General features: G+C 56.7%; 27 protein-coding genes and 1 tRNA gene. 19 read left to right on the top strand and 9 right to left on the bottom strand.

Annotation, left to right across the window (positions count from 1 at the left end):
* The 7 genes from HUJ17_RS08440 to HUJ17_RS08410 form a co-directional block, all read left to right on the top strand.
* Nucleotides 1-1090, top strand: a 1090-nt coding sequence (locus HUJ17_RS08440) for a sensor histidine kinase (protein WP_290510280.1), incomplete at its 5' end; no start/stop codon positions are given.
* Between the two features lie 676 nt (nucleotides 1091-1766).
* Nucleotides 1767-1961 (top strand): hypothetical protein, encoded by a 195-nt coding sequence (locus HUJ17_RS08435; RefSeq protein ID WP_231504753.1) that lies wholly within the window; start codon nucleotides 1767-1769, stop codon nucleotides 1959-1961.
* 82 nt (nucleotides 1962-2043) lie between these two features.
* The gene (gene radC / locus HUJ17_RS08430; RefSeq protein ID WP_062817356.1) at nucleotides 2044-2538 is read left to right on the top strand and encodes a DNA repair protein RadC; all 495 of its coding nucleotides are present in this window, start codon (nucleotides 2044-2046) and stop codon (nucleotides 2536-2538) included.
* 99 nt (nucleotides 2539-2637) lie between these two features.
* Nucleotides 2638-3606, top strand: a complete 969-nt coding sequence (locus HUJ17_RS08425; RefSeq protein ID WP_289131883.1) for a DUF932 domain-containing protein — start codon at nucleotides 2638-2640, stop codon at nucleotides 3604-3606.
* An 84-nt stretch (nucleotides 3607-3690) separates the two neighbouring features.
* On the top strand, nucleotides 3691-4191 hold the full coding sequence (locus tag HUJ17_RS08420; RefSeq protein ID WP_290510279.1) for a hypothetical protein: 501 nt from the start codon (nucleotides 3691-3693) through the stop codon (nucleotides 4189-4191).
* Nucleotides 4188-5195 carry a lambda-exonuclease family protein gene (locus tag HUJ17_RS08415; RefSeq protein WP_290510278.1) on the top strand — a complete coding sequence of 336 codons (1008 nt, stop codon included), beginning with the start codon at nucleotides 4188-4190 and terminating at the stop codon, nucleotides 5193-5195. Before HUJ17_RS08420 ends, HUJ17_RS08415 begins: the two co-directional genes overlap by 4 nt.
* Before the next feature lie 98 nt (nucleotides 5196-5293).
* Nucleotides 5294-6178: a hydrolase or metal-binding protein gene (locus tag HUJ17_RS08410; protein ID WP_290510277.1), complete on the top strand. Its 885-nt coding sequence runs from the start codon at nucleotides 5294-5296 to the stop codon at nucleotides 6176-6178.
* Here HUJ17_RS08410 and HUJ17_RS08405 read toward each other — a convergent pair.
* Nucleotides 6175-6504, bottom strand: coding sequence for a helix-turn-helix transcriptional regulator (locus HUJ17_RS08405; RefSeq protein ID WP_290510276.1), 330 nt, complete (start codon nucleotides 6502-6504; stop codon nucleotides 6175-6177). The two genes, HUJ17_RS08410 and HUJ17_RS08405, sit on opposite strands and share 4 nt — an antisense overlap.
* Nucleotides 6505-6733: 229 nt before the next feature.
* Here HUJ17_RS08405 and HUJ17_RS08400 point away from each other — a divergent pair, with 229 nt between their 5' ends.
* From HUJ17_RS08400 to HUJ17_RS08385, 4 genes are all read left to right on the top strand, one after another.
* The gene (locus tag HUJ17_RS08400; protein ID WP_290510275.1) at nucleotides 6734-7309 is read left to right on the top strand and encodes a DUF4339 domain-containing protein; all 576 of its coding nucleotides are present in this window, start codon (nucleotides 6734-6736) and stop codon (nucleotides 7307-7309) included.
* A 17-nt stretch (nucleotides 7310-7326) separates the two neighbouring features.
* The gene (locus HUJ17_RS08395; protein WP_290510274.1) at nucleotides 7327-7713 is read left to right on the top strand and encodes a hypothetical protein; all 387 of its coding nucleotides are present in this window, start codon (nucleotides 7327-7329) and stop codon (nucleotides 7711-7713) included.
* Nucleotides 7714-7790: 77 nt separating this feature from the next.
* Entirely contained in the window at nucleotides 7791-8135 is a 345-nt protein-coding gene (locus HUJ17_RS08390; protein ID WP_290510273.1) for a hypothetical protein, read from the top strand.
* 70 nt (nucleotides 8136-8205) lie between these two features.
* Nucleotides 8206-9024 carry a hypothetical protein gene (locus HUJ17_RS08385; RefSeq protein WP_290510272.1) on the top strand — a complete coding sequence of 273 codons (819 nt, stop codon included), beginning with the start codon at nucleotides 8206-8208 and terminating at the stop codon, nucleotides 9022-9024.
* A gap of 688 nt (nucleotides 9025-9712) precedes the next feature.
* On the opposite strand, the gene HUJ17_RS08380 is transcribed toward HUJ17_RS08385, so the two are convergent.
* From HUJ17_RS08380 to lptF, 5 genes are all read right to left on the bottom strand, one after another.
* The gene (locus tag HUJ17_RS08380; protein WP_290510271.1) at nucleotides 9713-11068 is read right to left on the bottom strand and encodes an integrase arm-type DNA-binding domain-containing protein; all 1356 of its coding nucleotides are present in this window, start codon (nucleotides 11066-11068) and stop codon (nucleotides 9713-9715) included.
* 159 nt (nucleotides 11069-11227) lie between these two features.
* Nucleotides 11228-11314 (bottom strand) — tRNA-Leu (locus HUJ17_RS08375).
* A gap of 58 nt (nucleotides 11315-11372) precedes the next feature.
* Complete coding sequence (locus HUJ17_RS08370; protein WP_290510270.1) at nucleotides 11373-12089, bottom strand: PP2C family serine/threonine-protein phosphatase; 717 nt, start codon at nucleotides 12087-12089, stop codon at nucleotides 11373-11375.
* A gap of 2 nt (nucleotides 12090-12091) precedes the next feature.
* Complete coding sequence (lptG, locus tag HUJ17_RS08365) at nucleotides 12092-13153, bottom strand: LPS export ABC transporter permease LptG (RefSeq protein ID WP_290510269.1); 1062 nt, start codon at nucleotides 13151-13153, stop codon at nucleotides 12092-12094.
* On the bottom strand, nucleotides 13150-14268 hold the full coding sequence (gene lptF / locus HUJ17_RS08360; RefSeq protein ID WP_290510268.1) for an LPS export ABC transporter permease LptF: 1119 nt from the start codon (nucleotides 14266-14268) through the stop codon (nucleotides 13150-13152). Before lptF ends, lptG begins: the two co-directional genes overlap by 4 nt.
* Nucleotides 14269-14589: 321 nt before the next feature.
* Between lptF and HUJ17_RS08355 the strand changes: the two genes are divergently transcribed.
* The 6 genes from HUJ17_RS08355 to HUJ17_RS08330 all read left to right on the top strand — a co-directional run bounded on the left by HUJ17_RS08355 (nucleotide 14590) and on the right by HUJ17_RS08330 (nucleotide 21255).
* Nucleotides 14590-16059, top strand: a complete 1470-nt coding sequence (locus tag HUJ17_RS08355) for a leucyl aminopeptidase (RefSeq protein WP_290510267.1) — start codon at nucleotides 14590-14592, stop codon at nucleotides 16057-16059.
* 66 nt (nucleotides 16060-16125) lie between these two features.
* The gene (locus tag HUJ17_RS08350) at nucleotides 16126-16545 is read left to right on the top strand and encodes a DNA polymerase III subunit chi (protein WP_290510266.1); all 420 of its coding nucleotides are present in this window, start codon (nucleotides 16126-16128) and stop codon (nucleotides 16543-16545) included.
* 19 nt (nucleotides 16546-16564) lie between these two features.
* Nucleotides 16565-16924 (top strand): hypothetical protein, encoded by a 360-nt coding sequence (locus HUJ17_RS08345; protein ID WP_290510265.1) that lies wholly within the window; start codon nucleotides 16565-16567, stop codon nucleotides 16922-16924.
* Nucleotides 16925-17105: 181 nt separating this feature from the next.
* Nucleotides 17106-19865 (top strand): valine--tRNA ligase, encoded by a 2760-nt coding sequence (locus HUJ17_RS08340; protein WP_290510264.1) that lies wholly within the window; start codon nucleotides 17106-17108, stop codon nucleotides 19863-19865.
* A 19-nt stretch (nucleotides 19866-19884) separates the two neighbouring features.
* A complete protein-coding gene (locus tag HUJ17_RS08335) occupies nucleotides 19885-20451 on the top strand; it encodes a TetR/AcrR family transcriptional regulator (RefSeq protein ID WP_290510263.1) in 567 nt (188 codons plus the stop codon).
* Nucleotides 20452-20460: 9 nt separating this feature from the next.
* A complete protein-coding gene (locus HUJ17_RS08330; protein ID WP_290510262.1) occupies nucleotides 20461-21255 on the top strand; it encodes a methyltransferase in 795 nt (264 codons plus the stop codon).
* 22 nt (nucleotides 21256-21277) lie between these two features.
* Here the strand turns inward: HUJ17_RS08330 and HUJ17_RS08325 are convergent, their stop codons facing one another.
* Nucleotides 21278-21961 (bottom strand): TetR/AcrR family transcriptional regulator, encoded by a 684-nt coding sequence (locus HUJ17_RS08325; RefSeq protein ID WP_290510261.1) that lies wholly within the window; start codon nucleotides 21959-21961, stop codon nucleotides 21278-21280.
* A 78-nt stretch (nucleotides 21962-22039) separates the two neighbouring features.
* Nucleotides 22040-22240: a DUF2061 domain-containing protein gene (locus HUJ17_RS08320; protein WP_290510260.1), complete on the bottom strand. Its 201-nt coding sequence runs from the start codon at nucleotides 22238-22240 to the stop codon at nucleotides 22040-22042.
* Between the two features lie 203 nt (nucleotides 22241-22443).
* Here HUJ17_RS08320 and HUJ17_RS08315 point away from each other — a divergent pair, with 203 nt between their 5' ends.
* Together HUJ17_RS08315 and yegS are read left to right on the top strand one after the other, a co-directional pair.
* Nucleotides 22444-23415: a DUF4382 domain-containing protein gene (locus HUJ17_RS08315; protein WP_290510259.1), complete on the top strand. Its 972-nt coding sequence runs from the start codon at nucleotides 22444-22446 to the stop codon at nucleotides 23413-23415.
* A 13-nt stretch (nucleotides 23416-23428) separates the two neighbouring features.
* Complete coding sequence (gene yegS, locus HUJ17_RS08310; protein ID WP_290510258.1) at nucleotides 23429-24331, top strand: lipid kinase YegS; 903 nt, start codon at nucleotides 23429-23431, stop codon at nucleotides 24329-24331.
* On the opposite strand, the gene HUJ17_RS08305 is transcribed toward yegS, so the two are convergent.
* Nucleotides 24320-24862, bottom strand: coding sequence for a tyrosine-protein phosphatase (locus HUJ17_RS08305; protein ID WP_290510257.1), 543 nt, complete (start codon nucleotides 24860-24862; stop codon nucleotides 24320-24322). The two genes, yegS and HUJ17_RS08305, sit on opposite strands and share 12 nt — an antisense overlap.
* Nucleotides 24863-25099 lie beyond the last annotated feature (237 nt).

Below are 25099 nucleotides of genomic sequence, written 5' to 3'. Positions count from 1 at the left end.
GTCCATTTCACCGAAAACCTGGACACCGCTGCTGAGGCCGTTGCTCTCGTCCGAGCAGGAAGGAGCCGTGAGAGTCCGAGGTGCTGGGGTATCCGCTGCGCCTTCAGAGTTGCTTGGGTATCGCCGTGCTTTCACAATCGGCGGCAACCCCTTTGTGGTCATTGTTGCCGAGGATATGGAGGCACTTCAGCAAAGTCAGGCCGAACTCCACACCTGGACTGCCATCGTCTCGGTTTTACTGGTCATTCTGATGGTCGGAAGCATATGGGTGGGCATCACTCTGGCCCTGCGGCCAGTAGTGGGCCTTCGGGCGAGCCTGAAAAAGCTTCAGTCAGGCGATATCTCCCGTATTAACGCAGACGGCCCGGAGGAGTTCCGGCCCCTCGTTCAGCAACTCAATCAGCTGCTGGATTCACTGGATGACCGGTTGGAACGCTCCCGTGACGCCCTTGCCAACCTTTCCCACAGTGTGAAAACGCCCATAGCGGCTGTCAGACAGATCCTGGAAGACACGAGCCGCCCGCTCGATAAGAACCTGAGACGGGAAATGGCGTCGCGCCTCGACGACATAGATGCTCAGCTTGAGTCAGAAATGCGGCGAAGCCGGTTTGCAGGCCCACAGGTCGGCCAAAGTGCCTGCCCGGTCAAACAGGCCCGGGACCTGCTGTGGATGGTCGGCCGCCTCTACCCCGATAAATCTTTTGAACTATCAACATATCTGCCTGAACACCATCGCTGGCCTGTTGAGGAGCATGATCTGAACGAAATCCTTGGCAACTTGCTGGATAACGCAGGCAAATGGTCATCCCGCTGGGTGGAGCTCACGCTGAGTGAAGATCAAGAGCAGTTAAAAATTATCATCAGCGACGACGGAGCGGGCGTATCAGAAACAGCCCACTCACAATTGGGCAAGCGAGGATTGAGGCTGGACGAGCAAACACCCGGTCATGGATTGGGGCTGGCTATTGTCCACGCAATAGTTGAGCGTTATCAGGGACAGGTTCATTACACGTCCAGTAAGGTAGGAGGCCTTACTGCAGTTGTTGTAATCCCTGGTTCTGATCGATTCGGCGACCGGTCAGACAACTGACACCTTCACCCTCCATTCTCTATGCTTCAAGTCAAATTCATCAATAGTTGGGATGATGATTTGGAGTCTCGTCCAGCCTGTTCAATCTCGACCGCTCTATAATGAGCTTTCCCTGAAGGATACTGAATCTACACCCACTAACACTACTTGCTCTACTTGCAACCCAAAACAGCAAACCGATGCTTTTGATCATGAATTTTATACCCCCCCCCCCCTTTCACTGCATGCCAGAGCCCGCCTTGTGCGGGCTTTTTCATGCCGTTTTGGAGTTTCTATGGATATTCGAGCGAGCTGGGCCTGTACCACGTACAGGGCTACGTTAATCCTGAGGAGATTATCAGTACGGCGGCCACCATTTTGTATGGCTGAAAGGTGTCTAGCAAACCGGTGGCGATTCACACACCTGAACTGACTTCCCACTTAGTAATTTCATTTCTGTTACCTAGTCTACGTCTCGATTCCAGATTTTTTCACCTACATATCACCCCCATGAAGCCAGGAAGGAATGACCCTCCTGGTCCCATTTCATGGAGGTTTAATGATCATTCAATGTCCCAGCTGCCAATCTATCCGGATAGCGGCGCTCCACACCGGGCGCAGGGTATGCGGCTCTGTCGGCACAGCCGCGGGTGCCGCGAGTGGAGTTGCGGCGGCCACAAGTGGCGCTCGTGTGGGTATGACGCTGGGCTATGTCGCGGGCCCTGGAGGATCGCTGCTCGGCGGCATAGCCGGTGCCGTGATCGGCGGCCTGATCGGAGGTGTTGCCGGCGGAGAGGCCGGTGCCGCTCTCGGTGACAAGCTCGACCAGACCTTCCTCGACAACCTGCAATGCCTGGATTGCGGCCACGCCTTTCGACTCGACACCGATTAACCCGTATTTCGCACCTCCCCCCCTTTCACTGCATACCAGAGCCCGCCTTGTGCGGGCTTTTTTATGCCGTTTTGGAGTTTTTATGGATATTCCCACTTTCGTGAAGAACGAGCAGGGCCTGTACCACGTGCAGGGCTGTGTTAAACCCGAGGAGATTGTCAGTACGGCGGCCACCATCCTACTGGATGAACTCACCGGTCGAGATACGCTCACTGCGCCCACCGATGTTGCCCAGTTCCTGCAGATGGCTCTGGCCCAGGAAAAAAACGAGGTCTTCGCGGCCATCTTCCTCAACAACAAACACAAGGTGCTCAGTTTCGAGCCCTTGTTCAACGGCACCATTGATGGCGCGGCGGTGTATCCCCGTGTAGTGGTACAGCAGGCGCTGGCCTGCAATGCCGCTGCCGTAATCTTTGCCCACAACCACCCCTCCGGGTGCTGTGAGCCCTCCCAGGCTGATCGCACCATCACCACCCGACTCAAGGACGCTCTGGCCCTGATCGATGTACGGGTACTGGATCACTTCGTCGTGTCCCGCTCCGAGTGGGTCAGCCTGGCCCAGCGTGGCTGGCTCTAAGCCTTCACTCTTCTGCTTTTGCTCTACCCCTGACTCACCCCCTCTTCTCATTCGCCAATCCGCCCGTTTCGGGCTCACCGTTTTTCTTGGAGATTTACCATGGCACATCTTGTCGAAAGCATGGCCTATGCAGGCCGCACCCCCTGGCACGGGCTGGGCAACCAGCTCGCCGCCCAACAGCCCCTCAATGTCTGGATGCAGGAAGCCGGCATGGACTGGGAGATCCGTGAGACTCCTGTTCGCTTCATTAGCAGCGAGGCTGGATCCCTGGGACAGATCTCATCCTTCCCGGATCAGAAGGTGCTGTTCCGATCAGATAATCAGGCGCCTCTGTCCGTAGTGAGCAACCGCTTCAAGGTGGTTCAGCCCCGGCAGATCCTGGAGTTTTACCGGGACCTCACCGAGCGCTCCGGCTTTGAACTGGAAACCGCTGGCGTCCTTAAAGGTGGCCGCAAGCTCTGGGCGCTGGCCCGCACCGGGCAAACAGGTTCTTTGGCTGGCAATGACCAGACCAACGGCTATGTGCTGCTGGCCACCGCCTGTGACGGTACCTTGGCGACCACTGCCCAGTTCACCAGCATCCGGGTGGTGTGCAACAACACCCTGGCGGTAGCCCTCAATGGCGCCGGCCAGGCGGTGAAAGTCCGGCACAACACCACCTTCGATGCTCAGGCGGTCAAGAAACAGCTGGGTATCTCCGTCTCTGCCTGGGATGACTTCATGTATCGCTTGAAAGCGCTGAGCGAACGACGGATCACCCGCAAGACCGCCGAGAAGGTCATGCGTTCGGTCTTCACCGATGTGAACTACTCCTCTGGGGACATGCTGGTGAAGCCCAACGAACAGGCCATGAAGAAGGCCATGGCGTTGTATGACGGGGCCGGTCGCGGCGCGGAGTTGCCGTCAGCCAAGAACACGGCCTACGGCCTGCTCAATGCCGTCACCGAGTTCGTGGACCACGAACGTCGCGCCCGCAGCACCGACAACCGGCTGGATTCCGCCTGGTTCGGCAAGGGTGCCCAGATCAAGCAGCGGGCCCTGAGCCAGACTCTGGAACTGGTGGCCTGACTGATCCCCGACTCACTCTTTTCCCTCGACTAAAGCCCGACCCGCTCTGTGCCGGTCGGGCTTTTTATTGTTTGGAGCCTGACCATGACAGAACCTAATCACGATAACCGTGTGGGCCCGGAAGCCAGATGCTCTGCGCCTCCCCTCTCCCCGCATCTGGCCGCCATTTGGGGCGCCTTTCTCCATGAAGGGGTGATGCTGAACAAGGAGCGCGGTACCCGGCTTCTGGAGATCTGGGGTAATGGCTGTATCGAACTGATCAGCACCCTGTGTGACTTCATCCCCGATATCTGGAAACAGGTGCAACCCTACTGGTATGGCCCGCAAGGGTTTCCTGGGGTGTTCGAGTACGAGGTGGTGTCCATTCTGGGCGAACAGCTGGGCACCTATCTACTGGATAATGATGGCAATTTGCCATCTCGTACCGACATCCAACAGATGATCGCCGAGCTGGTGGTCACTTTCTTCAGCCAAGGCGGCAGTCATGAGATCCCTTCGGATCAGACGCCCCAGACCTATCGGCTGATCAATCTCCATGATCGCTTTACCGAGCGGCTGACCCAACTGGAAGGAGGTCACTCATGAGCACTCCCCGCGCCATCAAACCCTCATCCCGTCCGGCCCTGCGTCTGGTGTCCACCAAGGGCATGAACCGGGAGCAGTGGCTCACGGTCCGCAAACAAGGTATCGGGGCCAGCGATGCCGCTGCGGCGGTGGGGCTCAACCCGTATCAGTCGCATCTGGAGCTGTGGATGATCAAGACCGGTCGGGATGGGCTGTTACCGGCCCCCGATCCGGACGACATCCATACCCCGCTGTACTGGGGCAATCTTCTTGAACCCAAGGTGGCCGAGGCCTATGCCAAGGCGACGAGCAACAAGGTACGGCGGGTGAATGCGGTACTCCAGCACCCGGATGCCGACAAGTCCTGGATGCTGGCCAATCTTGATTATGCCGTTGTGGGCAATCCAGAGGTGCAGATCCTGGAGTGCAAAACCACTGGCCTTAATGGTGCCCGGCTCTGGGCCGATGGGGTGCCGGAGTACATCCAGTGCCAGGTACAGCATCAACTGGCCGTCACCGGTAAGCAGGCGGCGGACGTGGCGGTGCTGATCTGTGGGCAGGAGTTGCAAGTGCATCGCATCGAGCGGGATGAGACGGTCATTAACCAACTGATCGAACTGGAACGGGCTTTCTGGCATTTGGTGGAAACCGACACCCCGCCCGACGCCGATGGCTCCGACTCTGCCGACCAGGCGCTGCGGGCGCTCTACCCTCGTGACGGTGGCGAAGCCCTAGATCTCATTGAAGACACAGCACTCAACGGCGACTTCGGAGAGATGCTGGATATCCGGGAGCGACTAGCCCGTCTGGCTGAACGGGAAGCCCGGCTCAAGCAGCGCATCCAGCAACGCATGGGTAACGCCGCTCGGGCTTACTTCATGGATGGCCAGGTGAGCTGGAAGCGCAGCAAGGACAGTACGGTGCTCGACACTGACGCCCTGCTCAAGGCTCAGCCCGCGCTACTGCAGCAGTTCCCCAAGCATCGGGCCGGCAGCCGCCGGTTCCTGGTCAAGGCCACCACCTGATCGTTCTCGCATCACCTCACTCAATATCCCACGCCTAACAGCATAAACGCCGGGCCCTGCCCGGCGGCTGTGCAGTTTCTTTATAACAGGAGATTCCCATGATCAAAGGACTCGCCATTACTCCCCCCGTGATTGGCCGTATCAGTATTGGCCGCATGGTGGAAAAAAACGGCAAGCGTCTGCCAGAGAAAGACGACCAATTCACCATCACCACCCAGATCCAGACCCGGGAGGGCTGGCTACCGCACCCGCTGGATGAGGCCCTGCGCCAGGAAGTACAAGGCAAGAAGCTGCGCAGCATTCCCGTCACGCTGCCTTTCAATGATCCGGACCTGAACCTGCGGGCGGAGTACACCTTCTTCGAGCGCAAGAGTGGCCGCCCCCTATGTAGCGGCGACGGGGAGATCTGTCGGCGCCGCACCGGCCAGGGCCTAGAGCAACTGCCTTGCCCGTCACCCGACCTATGCGAATTCGGCGCCCACGATCTGTGCAAACCCTACGGGCGTCTGTACGTACGGATCGGGGAAGAGGATGAACTGGGCTGCTTCATGTTCCGGACCACCGGCTACAACAGCATCCGCACCCTGGCTGCCCGGTTACGCTACTTCCATGCCATCTCTGGCGGCAACCTGGCCACTCTGCCCCTGGAATTGAGGCTGCGCGGGAAGAGCACCGCCCAGAGTCACCGGGCGCCGATCTACTACGTGGATCTGACGCTGAGAGCCGATCAATCCATGAAGGAGGCCGTTACCCATGCCCGAGAAGAGGCCAAGGTGATGGAAAATCTGGGGATTAGCCAGGCAGAGCTGGACAAGGTCGCTCAGGCGGGCCTGCTGAATGCCCAGTTCGAGTATGCGGAGGAGGAGGGGTTACAAGTGGTTGAGGAGTTCTCGCACGAGGGATCAGCTCATGCCAGGGAATCCCGTTCTCAATCAACCACTGAGCTAAGTAATAAGCTGGCAGGTAAGCAGGCTGCAGATTAATCCAGTAACGCCTTCAGGCCTTCCTGGCGGCTGTGTGACAGTTTGCGGTAACGCTTTAGCAAATGCGCTTCAGCTTCACTGCGGACTTCCGCGCCGTAGGTGCCTGCAGGGTCGGTGACACCGCCCGCTTCATCTCCACATATCAAGTAGTCCAGAGAAACACCGAGCACCTGTTTCAGGGCAGGGAAAAGACGAAAACCTGGAGCATCACGACCATTTTCCCATGCGGAAACCGTGGATTTGGTGACATCCAACTCAAAACCCAACTGTTCCTGAGTCAACCCCAATGCCAACCGGGCCGCTTTCAGGCGCTCGGGAAAGCTCATCACGCCCACTCCATCTAACTGATGAAGCAACGCTACGGCAGAGCCATACCTCTGTCGTATCACTATACTTGACCGCAAAAGTGTCGCACTGCAATACTTTTGCGGTGCTGGGTGCCCGAACCTGTTTTCGGGTCTAAATCATTTTTTGGGGAAAGTGGTCCGGCACAACCGGCTAGCCAGGACGCTTAGCTGCCCGTTTATGCCTCCCTAAATCACCAAGAAGAATGAAATGGGGTTCAACATGGAAGCAACAGAGACACAGAAACCCTGGTTCTACGAAAGTTCCGGCCAACGAAAAGGTGGATTCAGCGAACAGGAAATGGTCGGGCTGATCACCGACGGGGAGATCACCCATGGCGCCATTGTCTGGCGCAATGGACTGTCCGACTGGACCAAACTCGAACAGACAGAGCTAGCAGCCCATCTGGACAAAACCGCACCACCGCCCCTGACAGGCGAACACGTCAATAACACCATCGTCTGGATTCTGGCCTTTGCACCACTAATTGGCCTGTTTTTCGAAGCGATCGTGGCAGGCATCGTCCACGGCGGCAGCGAATACCGAATTCAGAGAGCCTTGTCTGGCGGTGAATTCTTTTACATCACTCTGATCCTGAATATCGGCCTTAGCTTCTGGGACGAACATGTGCTGAAGAAAGGCGGCACGGACACGAGCAAATTCAAGGGGGTAACCTGGTTGATTCCTGTCTACCTTTTCCAGCGTGCAAAAGCCATGAAACACAATCTCGCCTACTTCATTGTCTGGCTGGTTTGTTTCGGCTTCATGCTCACTGCCTTCATTTGATATCAAGGAAACCCGCCATGAAGAAATATCTCGCAGGATGTGCGCTTGCGATCTGTCTGTCAGGTTGTGGTGACACCCCTCCCCTTGATATCAGAAGCTCCAAAATATCAGATGACGGATTTGGCACTGCCAAGAATCCCTTCCTGTCTATCACCGCAACCGCAAAATCAGATGGCGTTGAGATCAGGGACATCATTGTCAACAACGGCAGGTGTCAGAGGATGAACTCTGCTCGTGCCATGGGGCAGGAAATGACATCCCGGTTGCCCAAAACGGTTTCTCGTGGGGAAGGTGTCACTCAGGCCTTCGATTACTCATGCAACGCCACTGAGGTTGAAGTCGTGACGGATGTCGGCAGCTGGACCTTCACAGAAGGTAGCGACTTCCAGACCTGGGGCAATTGATCCCCACCCCTAGACAGGCTGAACCCCAAAGCCCACTTAAGCCAATCATTATTACCCAATTATCTCAGAGGAAGAGCATGAAACACCTGACTATACCCCTGACCGTCTTGTCCGTAGCACTAACCGGCTGCACTCAATATGCGCCTGAATGTGGCGACGAAGAAACCACAAACCTGGTCAAGCAGATAGCCGACCGGGAAATGACCAACCAACTTGGCCATGGGTCACAGGGCATTTTCACGTACACCGTTAACGCCATACGAACCCAAAGCACCAATAAAGAAACCGGCGCCCACACATGTGCTGCCCAGCTTGGTATTACGGCGACAACTAATGGTGTCACTAATGAACTTCCCATCACCTACACCGTAGAGGTGGCTGATAATGGGGAAGAGTTCTATGTGAACGTCTTTGGCCTGTAAGTCACAGATGGGGGCATTCAAATCCTTCAATACATGAAAACCCATCAACCCCATACCACAGGATGATCTAATGAAATATATGATACTGGGCATTATTGCCTTTCTTCTGGTCGGTTGCGGTGAGAAATTCGATGCTTCTACCAACAAAATGGCCAAAATCTCGTACAACAACATCCTCAAAGAGATTGAGGATGAAGCAAAGCGAGGTGATTTCGAAAGACAGTTTTCACTTTATACCAAGCCATACGAGCTAAACATCTGCATGGATGATTATTGTACCGAGAAAAATGATATCGAGTCTCTCCACGGACTAAGCTATAGCGAAGTGATCGAGGCTGTAGATAGCCATGAAAAGAAGCTCTATCAACTTGAAAGAGAAGCCGCCAAGCTTGCTCTCGAAAGGCTCCATAGACGCTGGCTACAGTCCACCAGCAACATCATACAAAGAGACGAGGATCTGGCTCTAAAACTTGGCAACAACATCCGTCAAACATTTTCCAGCCGAGCCGTTGACTTTTCTTTCACAAATAATTCTGGCAATACGATCAGCGAGTTCTGGGTTTGCTTTACAGCAACCGAAATAGACACTGGCGAAGAAGTTCTTTCTGATTGCGTCCAGGGCCTCAAGCGCGGAAGCAGCTACGGCACCATCAAACCAGGAAAAGTTCACCGGGATGACATCTATCACTGGAAACTTACAGGCTATCTAAAGAACAAAAAATACTCTGTTCATGGCGATATAAGAGGGGCACTAGACCAAAACGGCCAAGAAATGTACCCCACCATGTCTGCTGAAGAAGTGGAAGAGTATCGCGGCTTGAGAGGGGCGTATGTGGACATCTTCCAGGAAGTTGAAAGCGAACTAGGTCAAGCACCTTGGTACATCTAAACGCCGCAACAAACTAACACTCCAAACTACTTCACATGCTCAGGACGAGTACCCGGCGGTCACATAGTGACCGCCAAATCTGAGCCACTCCAGCTTACCAACCAAGAGCCCAACAAGATGAGCGCATTGCTTTATATTGGCATGATGCTGTACGGCCTTTTCTTCACAAAAATATATAGCGTTAAAACCTACAACTATTTCCGCCACAGAGAAGGTTCTTTTTTTGGCCGAATCCGCCTAACTTGGTACCTGATATCGATTTTAGGGGCTGCACTGATTTTCTCTATCGGTTTTTTCTTGCTCATTGGTAGGCACTTCTGGCTATAAGCAAAGACAGAAGCACCTCCCAGAGTTGCGGATAAGGGGGGGGCTCCCCCCCCCCCTTATCCGGCACCAATCAGTTTCGACTGCACCCGAACGTCCTGCCCTCAACCACCTCCCTGATTCCAACTTCGCAAGGTGCTCAATCTGAGGAACACATCCCGCTTCTCTACCGCCAACCTACCCTCATGACTCCTGCATCCATAATCCATTTTCATCGTGCCGTCGAGCTTCGTCCTCGTATGATTCGGCAAGGAGCTTGATCATTGCAGCAAGATTGGGCTTGGAGTCTTCCCAATATAGAGGCAAAGTGCCAGAATCCACCCGCAATTTGACGCTCATGACTCCCCCGCCAAACCGTACACCACTAATCTTCACTCTTGCTCCCCATCAGCTTCTCGATCAATGAATCAAAATTATTTTCCCCTTTATTGCGGGGCTTAGTGGCAGGCCGTGGACTAGTTGCAGGACGCTGTGAAATATCGAGTCTCGGGGCGGGGTCGCTGGCAATCTCCAGCTTTGGCCAAGGCTTCTTATCCCTTAGTGCATCCAGATAATCAGCCCAGACCTGCATCATCCGCATTCTTCCCTCAAGATGAGAAGTACGGTTGTAGGCCCTGCCGTTAGCATCTCTGACTGAATGTGCAAGTTGATGCTCAATCCAGTCCACCCGGAATTCAAGCACCTCATCAAGCAGCGTGCGGGCAATAGCCCTCCAGCCATGCTGCGTCATCTTGCCCTCGTACCCTAAAGTCTTGAGTAGCTTGTTCAGCGTGTTATCACTGATAGGCAAACCAGGCTTCACCCCCTCAAAAACATACCGTGACGAACCTGTAATCGGGAGCAACCCTTCCAGAATTGCAACGGCCTGACGGGACAGAGGCACCAGATGCGGCTCCCGCATTTTCATTTTCTCTGCCGGGATATTCCATTCCGCCTTCTTTAGATCAATTTCTGGCCACTCAGCATGCCTGAGCTCTCCCGGCCGCACGAATACGAGTGGTGCCAACTGCGCCGCAGCTTTGGTAGTAGGCATGGCATCACATGAGGAGATCTTCCGTAGCATTCTCCCTATCTGGTCGGGCTCCAGTATCGCCAACCGATGCTTTTCCTTTTTGACCGCAATCTGGCCTTGTAACGGCAAGGCAGGGTTACTTTCCGTCCTCCCAGTAGCCATCGCAAAGTTGAAGATTTCTGAGGCCATGCCCCTGAGACGGTTTGCGGTATAGCCACTGGTCTTCTGGGTATGCTGGAGAGTCTCCCAAAGCTCAGCAGGGGTTACCTCTGCAATGGGGCGGTCCCCAAGATAGGCGATCAGTCCATTTTCCAGCCAACCCCTTCGCTTCTTTTCGGTGGTAGAGGTCCAGGTCTCACTAAGCACCTTCTTAGCAGCCCACTCCTCTGCAACACCCGCAAAGGTGTTGCTCTTGGCCACTTCAGTTGCTGCTTTTTCGGCCTTTCGCTTTGCTCCGGGGTCAACGCCAGCGGCCAGCAACTTACGAAAGTGCGCTCGCTGAGCTCGTGCCTCTTTAAGGCCAGTGCTTGGATAGGTTCCGAGGGAGAGACGCTTCTGCTTGTTATCGAAGCGATACTTGAATCGCCACCACTTGCCGCCTTTTGGAGTGACTTCCAGATACATGCCCTCGCCATCGGACATGAGGTAAGTCTTTTCTTTGGGCTTGGCGGAACGGATTTTGACGTCAGAGAGCTTATTGGTTTCCATGCATCGGCCGACTTTGGGCTTAAAGTTGGCCCCAAAGTTGGCACCACATGGCACCAGATGTCAAACGATGGCATCGGACAACATCGGAGGAGAATCTCACCTAACCTCATGAATAAAAAGGTTAAAGTGGATCTCCTCGGATGCTATCGGAATCGTATCTGGTACCAGAGGCCGGACTTGAACCGGCACGCCCGCGAAGGCAACGGATTTTGAATCCGTCGTGTCTACCAATTCCACCACTCTGGCAGTGGTGCGCGAGTATACCAGCAGATGACGGCTTTGCCAGCCTTAGACTGATATTTGTCTACCTGTAATGCTCATCGGCGGACACTTTTACTGCTGTCACATTATCCCGGCTACCGGTATCGAGGGCTGCCTTGAGGATAGCCGATTCACTGGCCCCTTCCCCCAGCAAGCGCGCCAGATCGCCCACCGTGAGCACTGAATGCACACCGTCCGTGGTCAGCAAGAACTGTTGATCCGCTGAAATGTCGAAACGCGCCTGCTCCAGCTCCAGCTTGTCGCCATTGCCAATGGCCTGGTAGATAACATGGGCGCGGGGGTGTGACATGGCCTGGCGCTCATCAAGAACACCCGCATCCACCAGGGCCTGCACCGGGGTATGGTCCCGGGTCAGCATAACGGTGTCCTGTCCGGCATGGCGGTAGAGTCTGGCATCGCCGGCCCACAGCACTGCGGCTTCGTCCCGGTAGATCAACAGCACCACCACAGTGGCGCCCATGGGCTTGCTGCGCAGGTGCAAGGCGGCGTGATGGCGGATGGCATGATTGGCACTCTGCAGGGCGGAATCCACCGCCAACAGCCGATGTGCGATGCCGCCGCCCAACGCAACAGACTCCAGGGATTCACGAATAATGGTGGCAGCCAGATCACCGGCATCGTGGCCACCCATGCCATCGATCACCGCCCACAGCCCATCGCCATCCCGACACACCAGAGTGTCTTCATTGGCAGGTCGGCGTCCCTTGTGGGTGCGTCCCTGCCCCCTCCAGATTGTCATTATTAACGTACTCGCTGCAGCAGCCAGATCCCCAGAATCAGACACAGCGCCGGCGGCACCACTGCCGCCATCAACGGCTCGGTATGAAACACCAGCGACAGTTGGCCAAAGAACTGCTGGCCATAATGGAAAATCAGCCCGGCCACGATCCCCGCCGTCAAACGCAGGCCCATGGTCACTTCGCGCAAGGGGCCAAAAACAAAGGAAATGGCGATCAGCACCATGCCGATGGTAGCCAATGGCATGAACAGCTTCTGCCAGAAGCTGAGCATGTAATCGGCGGTCTCCAGCCCCTGACGCTTCAGGTAATCGGTATACTCCAGCAACTTGGCCATGGCCAGATGATCCGGCTCCAGCACTACGATACTGAGCAGTTGCGGCGTCAGTTTGGTTTTCCACTCGGCACTGTCGCGACTGAAGATTTCGGTGCCTTCGTCGGAAAGCCGGGTTCCCTTGATGCCCTCCAGCGACCAGAAATCGCCCTGGTAGATAGCACGCTCCACAAACTGGGTTTCCGTCAGTTTGTGGTTGTCATCAAAACGGTAGCGGGTCAGGCCGTAGAGCACCCCATTGGGTTGCACCGCATTGATATGGATGAATTCCGGGCCTTCCCGATGCCAGTAACCATATTTGGAGCGCAATGCCTCACCGCCGCCCTCGGCCATGGAACGATTACTCTGGGCCACCTGCTCAGAATAAGGGGTCAGGTATTCGCCAAGAGGAATGGACAGCAGAATCAGCAGGAAAACCGGGCGCAACACCAGCCAACTGACCTTCAGCGTAGAAACGCCGGACGCACGAATCACAGACAATTCCCCACTATTTGCCAGCAAGCCCAGGCCGATCAGGGTGCCCAGCAAAATCGCCATTGGCAGGTATTCGTGCACCCGGCGCGGCGTTGTCGTGAGGATAAATTGCAGGGCCTGCATGGCCTGGTAATCACCGCGCAGACCTTCCAGTTCATAAATAAAGCCGAACAAGCAATCCAGGCCTACGATGATGCCCAGGATGGCAAGCGTGGGTATCAGCACCGCCCGCCAGAAGTAGCGTTTCAACAGTCTCACGCCCGCCTCCTGCGACGGAAAATCCGCCCACCGAAATACAACAAAAACACCACTACCACGGCCACCAAATGCACCCAGCCGGTATGCAGATACCAGGGCAGAACCCCCTCATGATCCTCAATGGCACTGCGTGTCACCAGCAGCATACCCACATACAGCATGTAGCCCAGCACAGCCGGGATCAGCCGGTAAAAGCGCCCCTGGCGCGGATTGACCCGGGCCAGCGGAATCGCCGCCAGTGCCATAATCGGTACGGTAAGAATCAGGGAAATACGCCACTGCAGTTCAGCCATGGCATCGCGACTATTGTCTCGTTCCTCAATCAATTCCGCAGTCGGCCGGCCACGCACCTTGGGAGGGCGACTGTCGGTTCGCTCTTTGCCGATCCGTACCCGCGCTTCCTTGAAACCGATTTCCTTATAGTCGCTCCGGCCCGGCTTGCCCTGATACTGGAAACCTTCTGTCAGCAGCAGATAACTGATTCCATCCTCCTGAACCAGCTTGCCGCTCTTGGCCCATACCGTCAGCAGGCGATCCGCTTCACCCCGGGCCTGGAAACGGGCATCCGCCACAAACACATTCTCCAGCACCCCTTTCTCCCGGTTCATCTGTTCAGCATAGGTGGCACGCTGGGTATTGCTGGAGCCCTTTACATGGAAGCGCCCCGGGGTGAGCAGCTCCAGCACAGAGCGGTCCTTCTGCTCTTCAAAGATGCGATTGACCTCCGCATCCCCGCGAGGTGTCACATAGAGGGAAAACATGGCCACCAGGGTGGTAGCCATGAGAATCGGCAGTATCAGGGAACGAACAATCCGGCTATTGCCCTGGCCACCGGCCTGCAGCACCACCATCTCGTTGTCCATATGCATACGCCCGAGCACCAGCAGCAGGCCGATATAGAGACTCAGGGGAACAATCATCTGCAGAAATTCCGGCATCCGGAACGCCATCACCAGAAACAGGGCATCAGCGGCAATTTCACCGGCGGCGGCCTCTGCGAGGTATTTGATGAAGCGTCCACTGACCAGCACCATCACCAGAATAAAGGTGACCATGACGGTGGTCATGAAGACTTGCCGGTTAATATAACGATGAAGAATCAAGGGCTGGCCCACTCATCCTTGTCTGCAAAAAGGCACCGACGCCTGAAACGGCAGGGCTGAGAGCCTGCGGCACCGGCACATACCGCGCGGGCAACCGGACCTTCAGGTACCTGCGGCAGCAGTGAATGGGCCCTAGTGTAACTGACTGGCCGGCCAAGGTGATAATGATGCGAAGCGAAATACCAACGATGGTGGCAGCTTCACCAGCAAAATGATCGGCCTTGCTGCTGCACTCCGATTGCGTTTGACTGCCGAACAGCCCAATATTTCACTGTTTTTTGCACTGGCAACCCGTTTTGCCGCGTGTCATACCTTGATTGATTTGGAGACAGCATGGACTTCGCAGTAAGCAACAGGCCCCTGGACAAATTCAAAGCCGACGCGCTGATTCTGGTGCTGGGCAAGAACGGCGATCTCCCCGAGACGCTGCCGGAGAGCACCCGCGACCAGCTTACCCGTTTCATCAAGGCCGGCGATTTTGACGGCAGTAAGGGCCAGATGAGCTGGCTGCATCAGCCGGAAGGCCTGGCCGCCGCACGCCTGCTGCTGGTCGGCCGGGGCGACAAGCAGCCTTCCGACCAGCAGTGGCAGGAACTGCTGCGCAACACTGTGAAGGCAGTCAGCAAGGCCCCGGTCAAGCACGCACTCTGGCTGCTGGACACCAACCTGCCACAGAGCCCGGAATGGCAGGCCCGGGAAGGCACCCGGATAGCGGAAGAAAGCACCTACCGTTTTGATCAGTACCGCAGCAAACCGGCTCCGGCCAGCAAACTGGCCAAGTGGACCTTCTGGCATGCGGAAAAGGATGCCGCCCTGAGCAAGGCCAGCAAAATCGGCAAAGGCGTGGCCAGCGGCGTCAACCTGGCCCGCGACCTGGGCAACCTGCCCCCCAACGACTGCTACCCGGAATACCTGAGTGGCGTGGCCCGCGACCTGGGCAAGCAATACGAAAAACTCACCGTGAAGGTGATCAGCCAGGCCCAGGCTGAAAAGATGGGTATGGGCGCCTTCGTTGCCGTGGCCAAGGGCTCTGAACGCCAGGGCCAGATCATCGTCATGGAATACAAGGGAGCCAAACCCACCAAGCAAGGCCCGGTGGCCCTGGTCGGCAAGGGCATCACCTTTGATACCGGCGGCATCTCCCTGAAGCCCGGCGCCAACATGGACGAGATGAAATACGACATGGGCGGCGCTTCCAGCGTGTTCGGCAGCGTCAAGACCGTGTGTGAGCTCGACCTTCCCATCCACATGGTGGCGGTAGTGGCAGCGGCCGAAAACATGCCCGACGGACGCGCCTCCCGGCCCGGGGATATCGTCAAGACCTTGTCCGGACAAACCGTGGAAATCCTCAACACCGACGCCGAAGGCCGGCTGGTACTGTGCGACGCTCTGACCTATGTGCAGCAGAAGCACAAACCACATACTGTGATCGACGTGGCCACCCTCACCGGCGCCTGTGTGGTTGCCTTGGGCGCCCACGCCCAGGCGGTATACAGCAACGACGATGATCTCAGTCAGGCTCTACTGGCCGCAGGCAAGCAGACTGGAGACCGGGGCTGGCCCATGCCCCTGTGGGACGAATACCAAAGCCAGCTGGACAGCCCCTTTGCCGACATGCAAAACATCGGCGGCCCCAAGGCCGGCTCCATCACCGCCGCCTGCTTCCTGTCCCGTTTTGCCAAAGACGTGAAATGGGCCCATCTGGATATCGCTGGCACCGCCTGGATTAGCGGCGGCATGAGTAAAGGTGCCACCGGCCGCCCGGTCCCCATGTTGACCCGCTACCTGATGGACCAGTGCTGATTCGTCTCAAACATGCCGGCACGCCGCGGGGCGTGCCGCGCGTTATGTAATGACACGAGCCTTCCCATGACTGAAGTCACTTTCTACCTGAGCAACAAGGCCGGCGACGGCGTCCGCCAGGCCCTGGCCTGGCGCATTGCCGACAAGGCCCAGAAACAGGGCCGTCAGGTCTATATTCATTGCCGGGATGTGGACCATGCACGACAACTGGACGACCAGTTCTGGCAAGCTCCTTCCGCTGGCTTCCTTCCCCATGCAATTCAACAGGAAGGGGACGCACCAGTCATTCTGGGCCACGGCAGCGATCCCGGCGACCATCACGATGTGCTGATCAACCTGACCGATCAGGTGCCGGATTTTGCCTCCCGTTTCCAGCGGGTTGCAGAGATGATCAGCGGCGCCGAGAATGAAAGACAGGCTGGGCGCGAGCGATTCCGCTTTTACCGTGAGCGGGGCTTCCCGGTCACCACCCACGAACTGGGCTGAACACCCCACGGACACCACCATGAGCGACCGGGAGTCACGCAAAAAAGAGCTTCTCAAAGAGCTTGGCGATGTACAGTCCCTGCTGGACGATACCGAGACGGCACCACAACGCTCCCCATCCGATCGCAGCGCCCTGGATCGGGAACAGATCCGCAAGCTGGCCAGCGAAAGAAGCAACCCCTTTCTTGGCAGCCCGCCACCCGCACCCCGTGACAATCCTACCCCGGCAACCGTTACACCACCCCCTCCCGCTGGCCGCTCCTCTTTAAGCAGCGCCGATATTGATGCGGTCATTGATGAACTTGTGGCCGATGCCTTGCCGAAACTGGAAAAGGCCCTGCGCCTGAAACTGCGCGCGGCCCTGCGCAGAAAGGGGTAAAGAGCCACTTCAAGGTCCGAGCCCCCGTCGTACAAGGCTGCCCGATACGAATTTCGCGCCTCGCTCTCCATAACTCGTCCCAGCATCAACCGCAGCCCCGCGTTTTTCCCGCAACCCGCGACGCAGCCGCCCCGCTCCGCTATAATTCGCCCTCATTTTTTACTGGTTTAGAAGCGGACTCATGGACAAGACTTATCAACCCGATCGCATCGAACAGGCCTGGTATGAAAACTGGGAAAAAGCCGGTTATTTCAAGCCTTCCGGCCAGGGTGATTCCTTTTGCATCATGATTCCGCCCCCCAATGTGACCGGCAGCCTGCACATGGGCCATGCCTTCCAGGACACCATCATGGACACCCTGGTGCGCTACCGTCGCATGCAGGGCCGCAATACCCTCTGGCAGGTGGGCACCGACCATGCCGGCATCGCCACCCAGATGGTGGTGGAACGCAAGCTGGCCGGTGAAGGCACCACCCGCCACGAACTGGGCCGCGACAAATTCCTGGAGAAAGTCTGGGAATGGAAAGGCGAATCCGGCGGCACCATTACCCGTCAGCTGCGCCGCATGGGCGCCAGTGTGGACTGGACCCGTGAGCGTTTCACCATGGACGATGGTCTGTCCAACGCGGTGCGCGAAGTCTTTGTCCGCCTGCACGAGGAAGGCCTGATCTACCGTGGCAAACGTCTGGTCAACTGGGACCCGACCCTACACACCGCCATTTCCGACCTGGAAGTGGAGAACGTGGAAGAACAGGGCCACATGTGGCACTTCCGCTACCCCCTGTCCGACGGTTCCGGGCACCTGGTGGTCGCCACCACCCGCCCGGAAACCATGCTCGGCGATACTGCCGTGGCGGTGCACCCGGAAGACCCGCGCTACAAGGACATGATCGGCAAGACCATCCGCCTGCCGTTGGCCGATCGCGACATCCCCATCATCGCCGATGACTACGTGGACCCGGATTTCGGTTCCGGCTGCGTGAAGATTACCCCGGCCCACGATTTCAATGATTACGAAGTGGGCAAGCGCCACGACTTGCCGATGATCAACATCCTGACCATCGACGCGGCGTTGAATGACGAAGTACCGGAACCCTACCGCGGCATGGACCGGGTCGACGCCCGCAAGAAGGTGGTGGATGATCTGGATGCTCTGGGTCTGCTGGAAAAAGTGGCCGACCACACCCTGCAAGTGCCCCGTGGCGACCGCTCCGGCGTGGTGATCGAACCCTACCTGACCGACCAGTGGTTCGTGGCCGTGGAAGAGCTGGCCAAGCCGGCCATTGCCGCCGTGGAGAACGGTGACATCGAGTTCGTGCCGAAGAACTACGAAAACATGTATTTCTCCTGGATGCGTGACCTGCAGGACTGGTGCATTTCGCGGCAGCTGTGGTGGGGCCACCGCATTCCTGCCTGGTATGACAACGACGGCAACGTCTATGTGGGCCGCAACGAAGAGGAAGTGCGTGCGGCACATGATCTCGGGGACATCCCCCTTAGCCAGGACGACGATGTCCTGGACACCTGGTTCAGCTCTGCCCTGTGGACCTTCTCCACCCTGGGCTGGCCGGAAGACACCGATGCCCTGCGCACCTTCCACCCCACCGATGTGCTGGTTACCGGCTTTGACATCATCTTCTTCTGGGTGGCACGGATGATCATGATGACCCTGAAGTTCACTGACCAGGTGCCCTTCAAGAAAGTCTATGTGCATGGCCTGGTGCGTGATAACGACGGCCAGAAAATGTCCAAGTCCAAGGGCAATGTGCTCGATCCACTGGACATGATCGACGGTATCACCCTGGATGCGCTGGTCGACAAGCGTACCAAGGGACTGATGCAGCCGCAGAAAGAAAAGCAGATCGCCAAACGCACCCACAAGGATTTCCCTGACGGCATCAACCCCTACGGCACCGATGCCCTGCGCTTCACCTTCCTGTCGCTGGCCTCCACGGGCCGTGACATCAAGTGGGACATGGGCCGGATTGAAGGCTACCGAAACTTCTGCAACAAGATCTGGAATGCCGCCCGCTACGTGATGATGAACACTGAAGGCGAGGATTGTGGCGTGAGCGGCGAGGTGGAATTGTCATTAGCAGACCGCTGGATTATTTCTGCCCTGCAGCGCGCCGAACAAGAAGTCAGCGAGGCCCTGGACAGCTTCCGTTTCGACGTGGCCAGCCATGCCGCCTACGAGTTCATCTGGAACGAGTACTGCGACTGGTATCTGGAACTGTCCAAGCCGGTTCTGTGGGGTGACGATTACTCCGCCGCCCAGAAACGCGGTACCCGTCGTACTCTGGTGACCGTGCTGGAAGCGATACTGCGTCTGGCCCACCCCTTCATGCCTTTCATCACAGAAGAAATCTGGCAGAAAATCGGCCCCATGGCTGGCAAGAGCGGGGACACCATCATGCTGCAAGCCTTCCCGGCCAGCGACACCGGCAAGATTGATGAAGAGGCGGAAACCGGCGCGGAATGGGTCAAGGCAGTAATTACTGCGGTGCGTAATATCCGCGGCGAAATGGGTATCCCCATGGGTAAGGCGCTGCCCCTTTTCCTGCATAACGGCAAGGACAGCGACAAGGCCCTGCTGGATGCCAACCGTACCTTCCTGAGCAAGTTGGCCAAGCTGGAATCCATTACCTGGCTGAATGCAGAGGATTCCGCCCCGGCCTCCGCTACCGCGCTGGTGGGAGATATGGAAATTCTGGTACCCATGGCCGGCCTGATCGACAAGGACGCTGAAATCGAACGACTGTCCAAGGAAATCGAGAAGTTGCGCAAGGAAGTGGGCCGCGCCGAGGTCAAACTGAAGAACCCCAAGTTTGTCGACAAGGCGCCCCAGGCAGTCGTGGACAAGGAAAAGGCCAAGCTGGACGACTACCGCTCCCAGCAGGCCAAGCTGGAAGAGCAGCTGGAAAAAATCAAATACCTGTAACCGGTAACGGAAGAGCATCATGGATGATCCACGCCGCGCCCGCATACTCGCCTGCGCCCAGGAAGTCTTCGCCAACGAAGGCTTCCGCAGCGCCGAGGTGAAAACCATTGCCGTGCAGGCTGGCGTGGGCAAGGCCACCATCTACAAGTTTTTTCCCTCCAAAGACGCCCTGCTTCTGACCATCGTGGAGGAAAACCTCAACACCATCCGCGACATCATTTTTGCCGACCTGATGAGCACGATTCCGCCCCTGCAACGGCTGGAAAACCTGTGCCGCAACGTGGCCCGCTACCTTCAACAGAACCAGAATTTCTCCCGGGTGCTGATTCAGGAAGCCGGGGATTTCATGGGCGATATACAGCGCCAGTACCTTGCCCTGATGGAACAGAATCTGCCAGTGGCGGATGCCTTCTTCAAGGAACTGCGCAAGGATGGTTACTTCGTGGCCTTGCCAACCCGTGACACCATCCTGATGATGGTAAATCTGGTGGTGGGCACCACTTATACCTGGGCGCTCACCGGCGAAGGCAGCCTCGAACAACAAGCCGCTGATTACATGAAGGTGTTGATCCGCGGCCTACGATAGGACGAGATCATGCGTATCCTGATTGCCCTGGCAGCATTGCTGTCGTTTTCCCTGACACACGCCACGTCCCTGGACGATATTCTGGCCGCCCCCCATCGCAGCGCAGAAGAGAAAGCTCGCGACCACTATCGCCATCCGGCACAGACTCTGGATTTCTTCGGGATAGAAAAAGACATGACCGTGGTGGAGATCTGGCCCGGAGGCAAAGGCTGGTACACCGCCGTTCTGGCGCCCTATCTTCGCGAGGAAGGCACCTTTTACGCTGCACAGTTTCCGCCGGACAGCGACGTCAGTTACTACACTCGCTCACTGACTCTATTCAAGGCGCATCTGGCTAAATACCCGGCTCTCTACGGACAGGTACGCATCACCCATCTCTATCCTCCCGTCTACAGCGATATCGCCCCTGCAGGCACCGTGGACCGGGTGCTGACGTTCCGCAATGTGCATAACTGGGCCAAGGCAGGTAAGGCAGAAGCCGTATTTGCCAGCTTCTTCAAAGCCCTGAAACCTGGCGGCATCCTTGGGGTAGTAGAACATCGGGCGCCGGAGGGGCGCTCACTGGAAGACCAGATTGAAAGCGGCTACATGACTGAAAGTTATGTGATAGCCCAGGCAGAGCAAGCAGGATTTCGTCTGGCTGAACAGTCGGAAATCAACGCCAATCCGCAGGACAGCGCCGACCATCCCGCTGGGGTGTGGACGCTGCCGCCATCATTGCGGCTGGGCGATCAGGACAGGGAGAAATATCTGGCGATCGGAGAAAGTGATCGCATGACACTGAAATTCGTGAAGCCGGAATAAACCCGGCAACTCCCTCAGACGTTCAGGATACCGGGCGTTCCAGCATGCCCGGTGTCACCTCTCCGAGCACCAGGGATTCGGCAATGCCGATGGCAACTTTTTCGCACAGGTCCAGCCGCTCCTGGGAAAAGCCACCGTCCTCGAAGATATACAGGGAATAGTTTTCCAGCATCCACAGCATGGTACGGAACACCAGGGGCTCATAGCTCTTGCCAGTGTAACGGCTGATCTGGGATGTGAGCACCTCGGAGGCAATGTCCTGAGCCCGCACCCGGTGCGGCGCCAGAGCAGAGGAAGAAGAGCGCGCTTCTTCCATCATCAGCCTGATGATAGGCCCCATGCTCACGTGGTAATCGAAGTACACCTTGGTGGTGTTACGGATAATGTCCCGGGCAGAGGAGGCCTGCTTCACTTCCTTGTGGAAGTGAAGCAGCATGTTGTCCACAAAGATGCGATAGATGCTTTCCAGCACGTCCATCTTGTTGCGGAAGTATTTGTAGAAGGTGCGCCGGGACACATCGGAGGCGTCCAGCAGGTGCTGCACCGTGGTCCGTTGCAGGCCCCGCTGGGCAAAAACCTGCATTGAGTGGATCAGAATTTCCGAACGGGCCTGGGAGCGTTGACCACCCTCTTCCCGGGCGTGCACTTCCAGTACCTGATTCACCACCTGGCGGATCGCATCGATGTCACTGCTTGAATTCTGCACCTGACAAATACCCCTCAGAATGTATACTTGTGCGCTAGCTTAACCAACGGCCATGGCAGAGTAAACACTGAGTTTATCCTATGCCATGACCGTTCCGCTCACCGACCCACCATGAGCCCGTCGTTTCCAGATCTTTTCGTGAAAGTGGTAAGCCACCGTATTCACACAGGGTTCCACAAGGGCTGTCGCTCCTCCAATCCGCCAGTCACCGGTCATCGCCCAAACCACCAGAAACGCCACCGCTATATGCATTGCTCCGAAACTGAATGTCTTGATCATTGACCTCCTCCTTTGGATCAATCATCACTGCCATTCCGGCAATAGAAAAATACTATTCTTTAATTTCACCGATAGAGGGTAGCAATCCTCCCCCCTGCAACAGCCTCCAACCGTTAATAGTTGTAAAGTCCCGGGCCCCATCACATCCCTTCTCCGCTCTGCCACGTAAATTAAAAGAAACAGCGAACACGGAGGAAAACATTATGCAACGCGCACTCTTTATCCTGGCCACCGGTACCCTCCTCGCCGCCTGCGGCGGTTCCAGCAGCGACAACCCCTCACAGCCGCAAACCGGTGACGTTCAACTGTCCATGACGGACGCGCCCGCGGATGATCTCACCCGGGTGCAACTCACCCTGAATGCGGTAGCACTAAAACCAGCGGAAGGTGGCATGATCCGCCGAGACCTGGATGAGCCTCTGGTCATTGAGGATCTCCTGGCGTTGCAAGGCGCGGAGTCCACCGTGATTATGCCCACCACAGAGGTTCCCGCCGGGCGTTACAACTGGATTCGGCTATACGTGCAAGGTGGAGACGGCAACACCTATGTGATCGATGATAATGGCGGGGAATTCCCCCTGTATGTTCCGGGTCAGCAGAATAACCAGAACCGCGAACGACATGTCCAACTGGTCAGTGGCTTTGTGGTTCCTGTCGATGGTGAGGTGAACTTTACTCTGGATGTCGATCTCCGTCGGGCTATCACCAAGCCCGCTAACCAGGACTACTACCTGCTGCGTCCGGCCGTTCGTATCGTCGATAACAGCCAGGTCGGCACCATTGAGGGTACAGTCAGTGATGCGCTGATTGATGACGAGGCATGCACCTCTGTGATGGAGGGTGACACCCTTGAAGGCAACGCAGTGTATCTTTTCACCGGCAATAATGCGGTTACAGGTGATGTTTTCGTGGATGATCAGGGAAATCCTGCTGACAGCGACAATCCTGTCACAACAGCTACGGTAACCTACAATCCGGATAGTGATGCCTACGAATATCAGATAGGGTTTGTGCCGGAAGGCGATTACACCGTGGCCTTTACCTGTGAGGCACTGGATGACATGCCTGATAGCGATGATGAACTGACATTTTCCGCACAACGCAATGTCAACGTGACTGCTGAACAGACAGAGGTCGCCGACTTGCCGGAAGAAGAAGTCATTACCACCCCATAAAGGAAGGAATGCCGTGACGACAAGAAGTCTGCTCGTTCTGCATGGCAAACAGGCTGCCAATGAAGAAGTTCGCCATGCAGTGATGGACTGGCGTGCTAAAGGTCACGAGCTGGCGGTGCGCGTCACCTGGGAAGCTGGCGATGCCGAGCGATATGTAAAAGAAGCCCTGGATCTGGGCTATACCACGCTTATCGCCGGTGGTGGTGACGGCTCTGTCAGGGATATTGTTCATGCCATGATGGCCAGTGAACAGGATGGCCTCTCGCTGGCCATTCTGCCACTGGGCACCGCCAACGATTTTGCTTCAGCGGCGGGAATCCCTGACGTTATCACTGAGGCACTGGCATTACTGGAGTCACCGGCCATGCCTAGCGACGTGATTCGGGTAAATGATCACTACTTCCTGAACATGGCTACCGGAGGCTTCGGTACGGAAGTCACCACCCAGACATCAGAAGATCTGAAGAACATGCTGGGGGGTGCAGCCTATCTTTTGACCGGCCTCACCCGGTTCTCTGAAATCCAGGCATCCGAAGGATCCTTCAGCAACGGAGAATTTGAATGGCAGGGAGAGTTTCTTGCGCTGGGGCTTGGCAATGGACGTCAGGCCGGCGGCGGACAGCGCCTCTGCCCGGATGCCCTCATCAATGATGGCTTGCTGGATGTCGCCATCCTGCCTGCGCAAATGGACCTTTTGGCCGGCGTCAAAGAGCTGTTTGATAGCGAAGCCAGGCAGGATCCCGAGAAAGAAGGGCTTTTTGTACGTAGCCGGGTGGCATCATTGAAGATAGAAACCCCTCGCCCCATGAATCTTAATCTGGATGGTGAACCGGTACAGAGTACGGAGTTCAATATTGCCGTCGTCAGCAACCGGCTGAAACTTCACCTGCCAGCAGAAAGCCCCTTACTGGACTGACGACTTCGACAGCACTGCACAACGAATGATGAAAGCCTTCACCGGCTCCCGTCGGCCATCCAGTTTGTGGCCAAACAGCGGAAAGTACTTCCACACGGCATTGGCTTGCACCCCGTAGCGACGAGTCGCCACCGCTACCACCATCATGCCGGTGCGAATCACCCCCATCTCACAGTGCACCAGGCAACAACTGTCACCACGGTCCAGCTCTGCCATGAAGGCTCGAATCTGGTTTTCGGTCGGCGGTGTGTCCTGCGCCATGGGAATATTCACCAGTTTGATTCCGTGGCGGCTGCAGTAGCCACTTTGCCGCTTATACCAGCCCCCTTTCCCGTACTCGGACTCCAGCCGCAAGTTGATGATCGTGTTCACACCCAGCACACGGTGCATCACTCGCAAGGCAATCGGGCCCAGAGTGCCACTGCGATAAAGTTTTCCCGCCTCTACTGTACGGAAGTGGTACATGAGTTTGCGGTAACGGTAGACCAATAAGGTGATGGCCATAACGATCAGGATGACGTTCAACAGCATGATCTGGACTCATTGCTTGAGGGGCGGCTATGAGCCTGGAGGTTTGGTGGGTAAAGGGGATGACGGCGGGGTGGCGGTTTGGTTACAGGGGCAAGGTTTGGGGGGCACTGATTCGTTGGAGCTATGCTTGCATGGCGAAGGGTTGGTTCTAGCTCGTAGCTCGTAGCTCGTAGCTTGAGGATGTGATGACCTACTTAGGTAGCAAGCAAGCTTGCTATCCCTACGGGACGCCTTCGG

Source organism: Alcanivorax sp. (assembly GCF_014762765.1).
GTDB lineage: Bacteria > Pseudomonadota > Gammaproteobacteria > Pseudomonadales > Alcanivoracaceae > Alcanivorax.
Note: the sequence above shows the minus strand (reverse complement) of the source record. Positions and strands in the feature narration are given on the sequence as shown.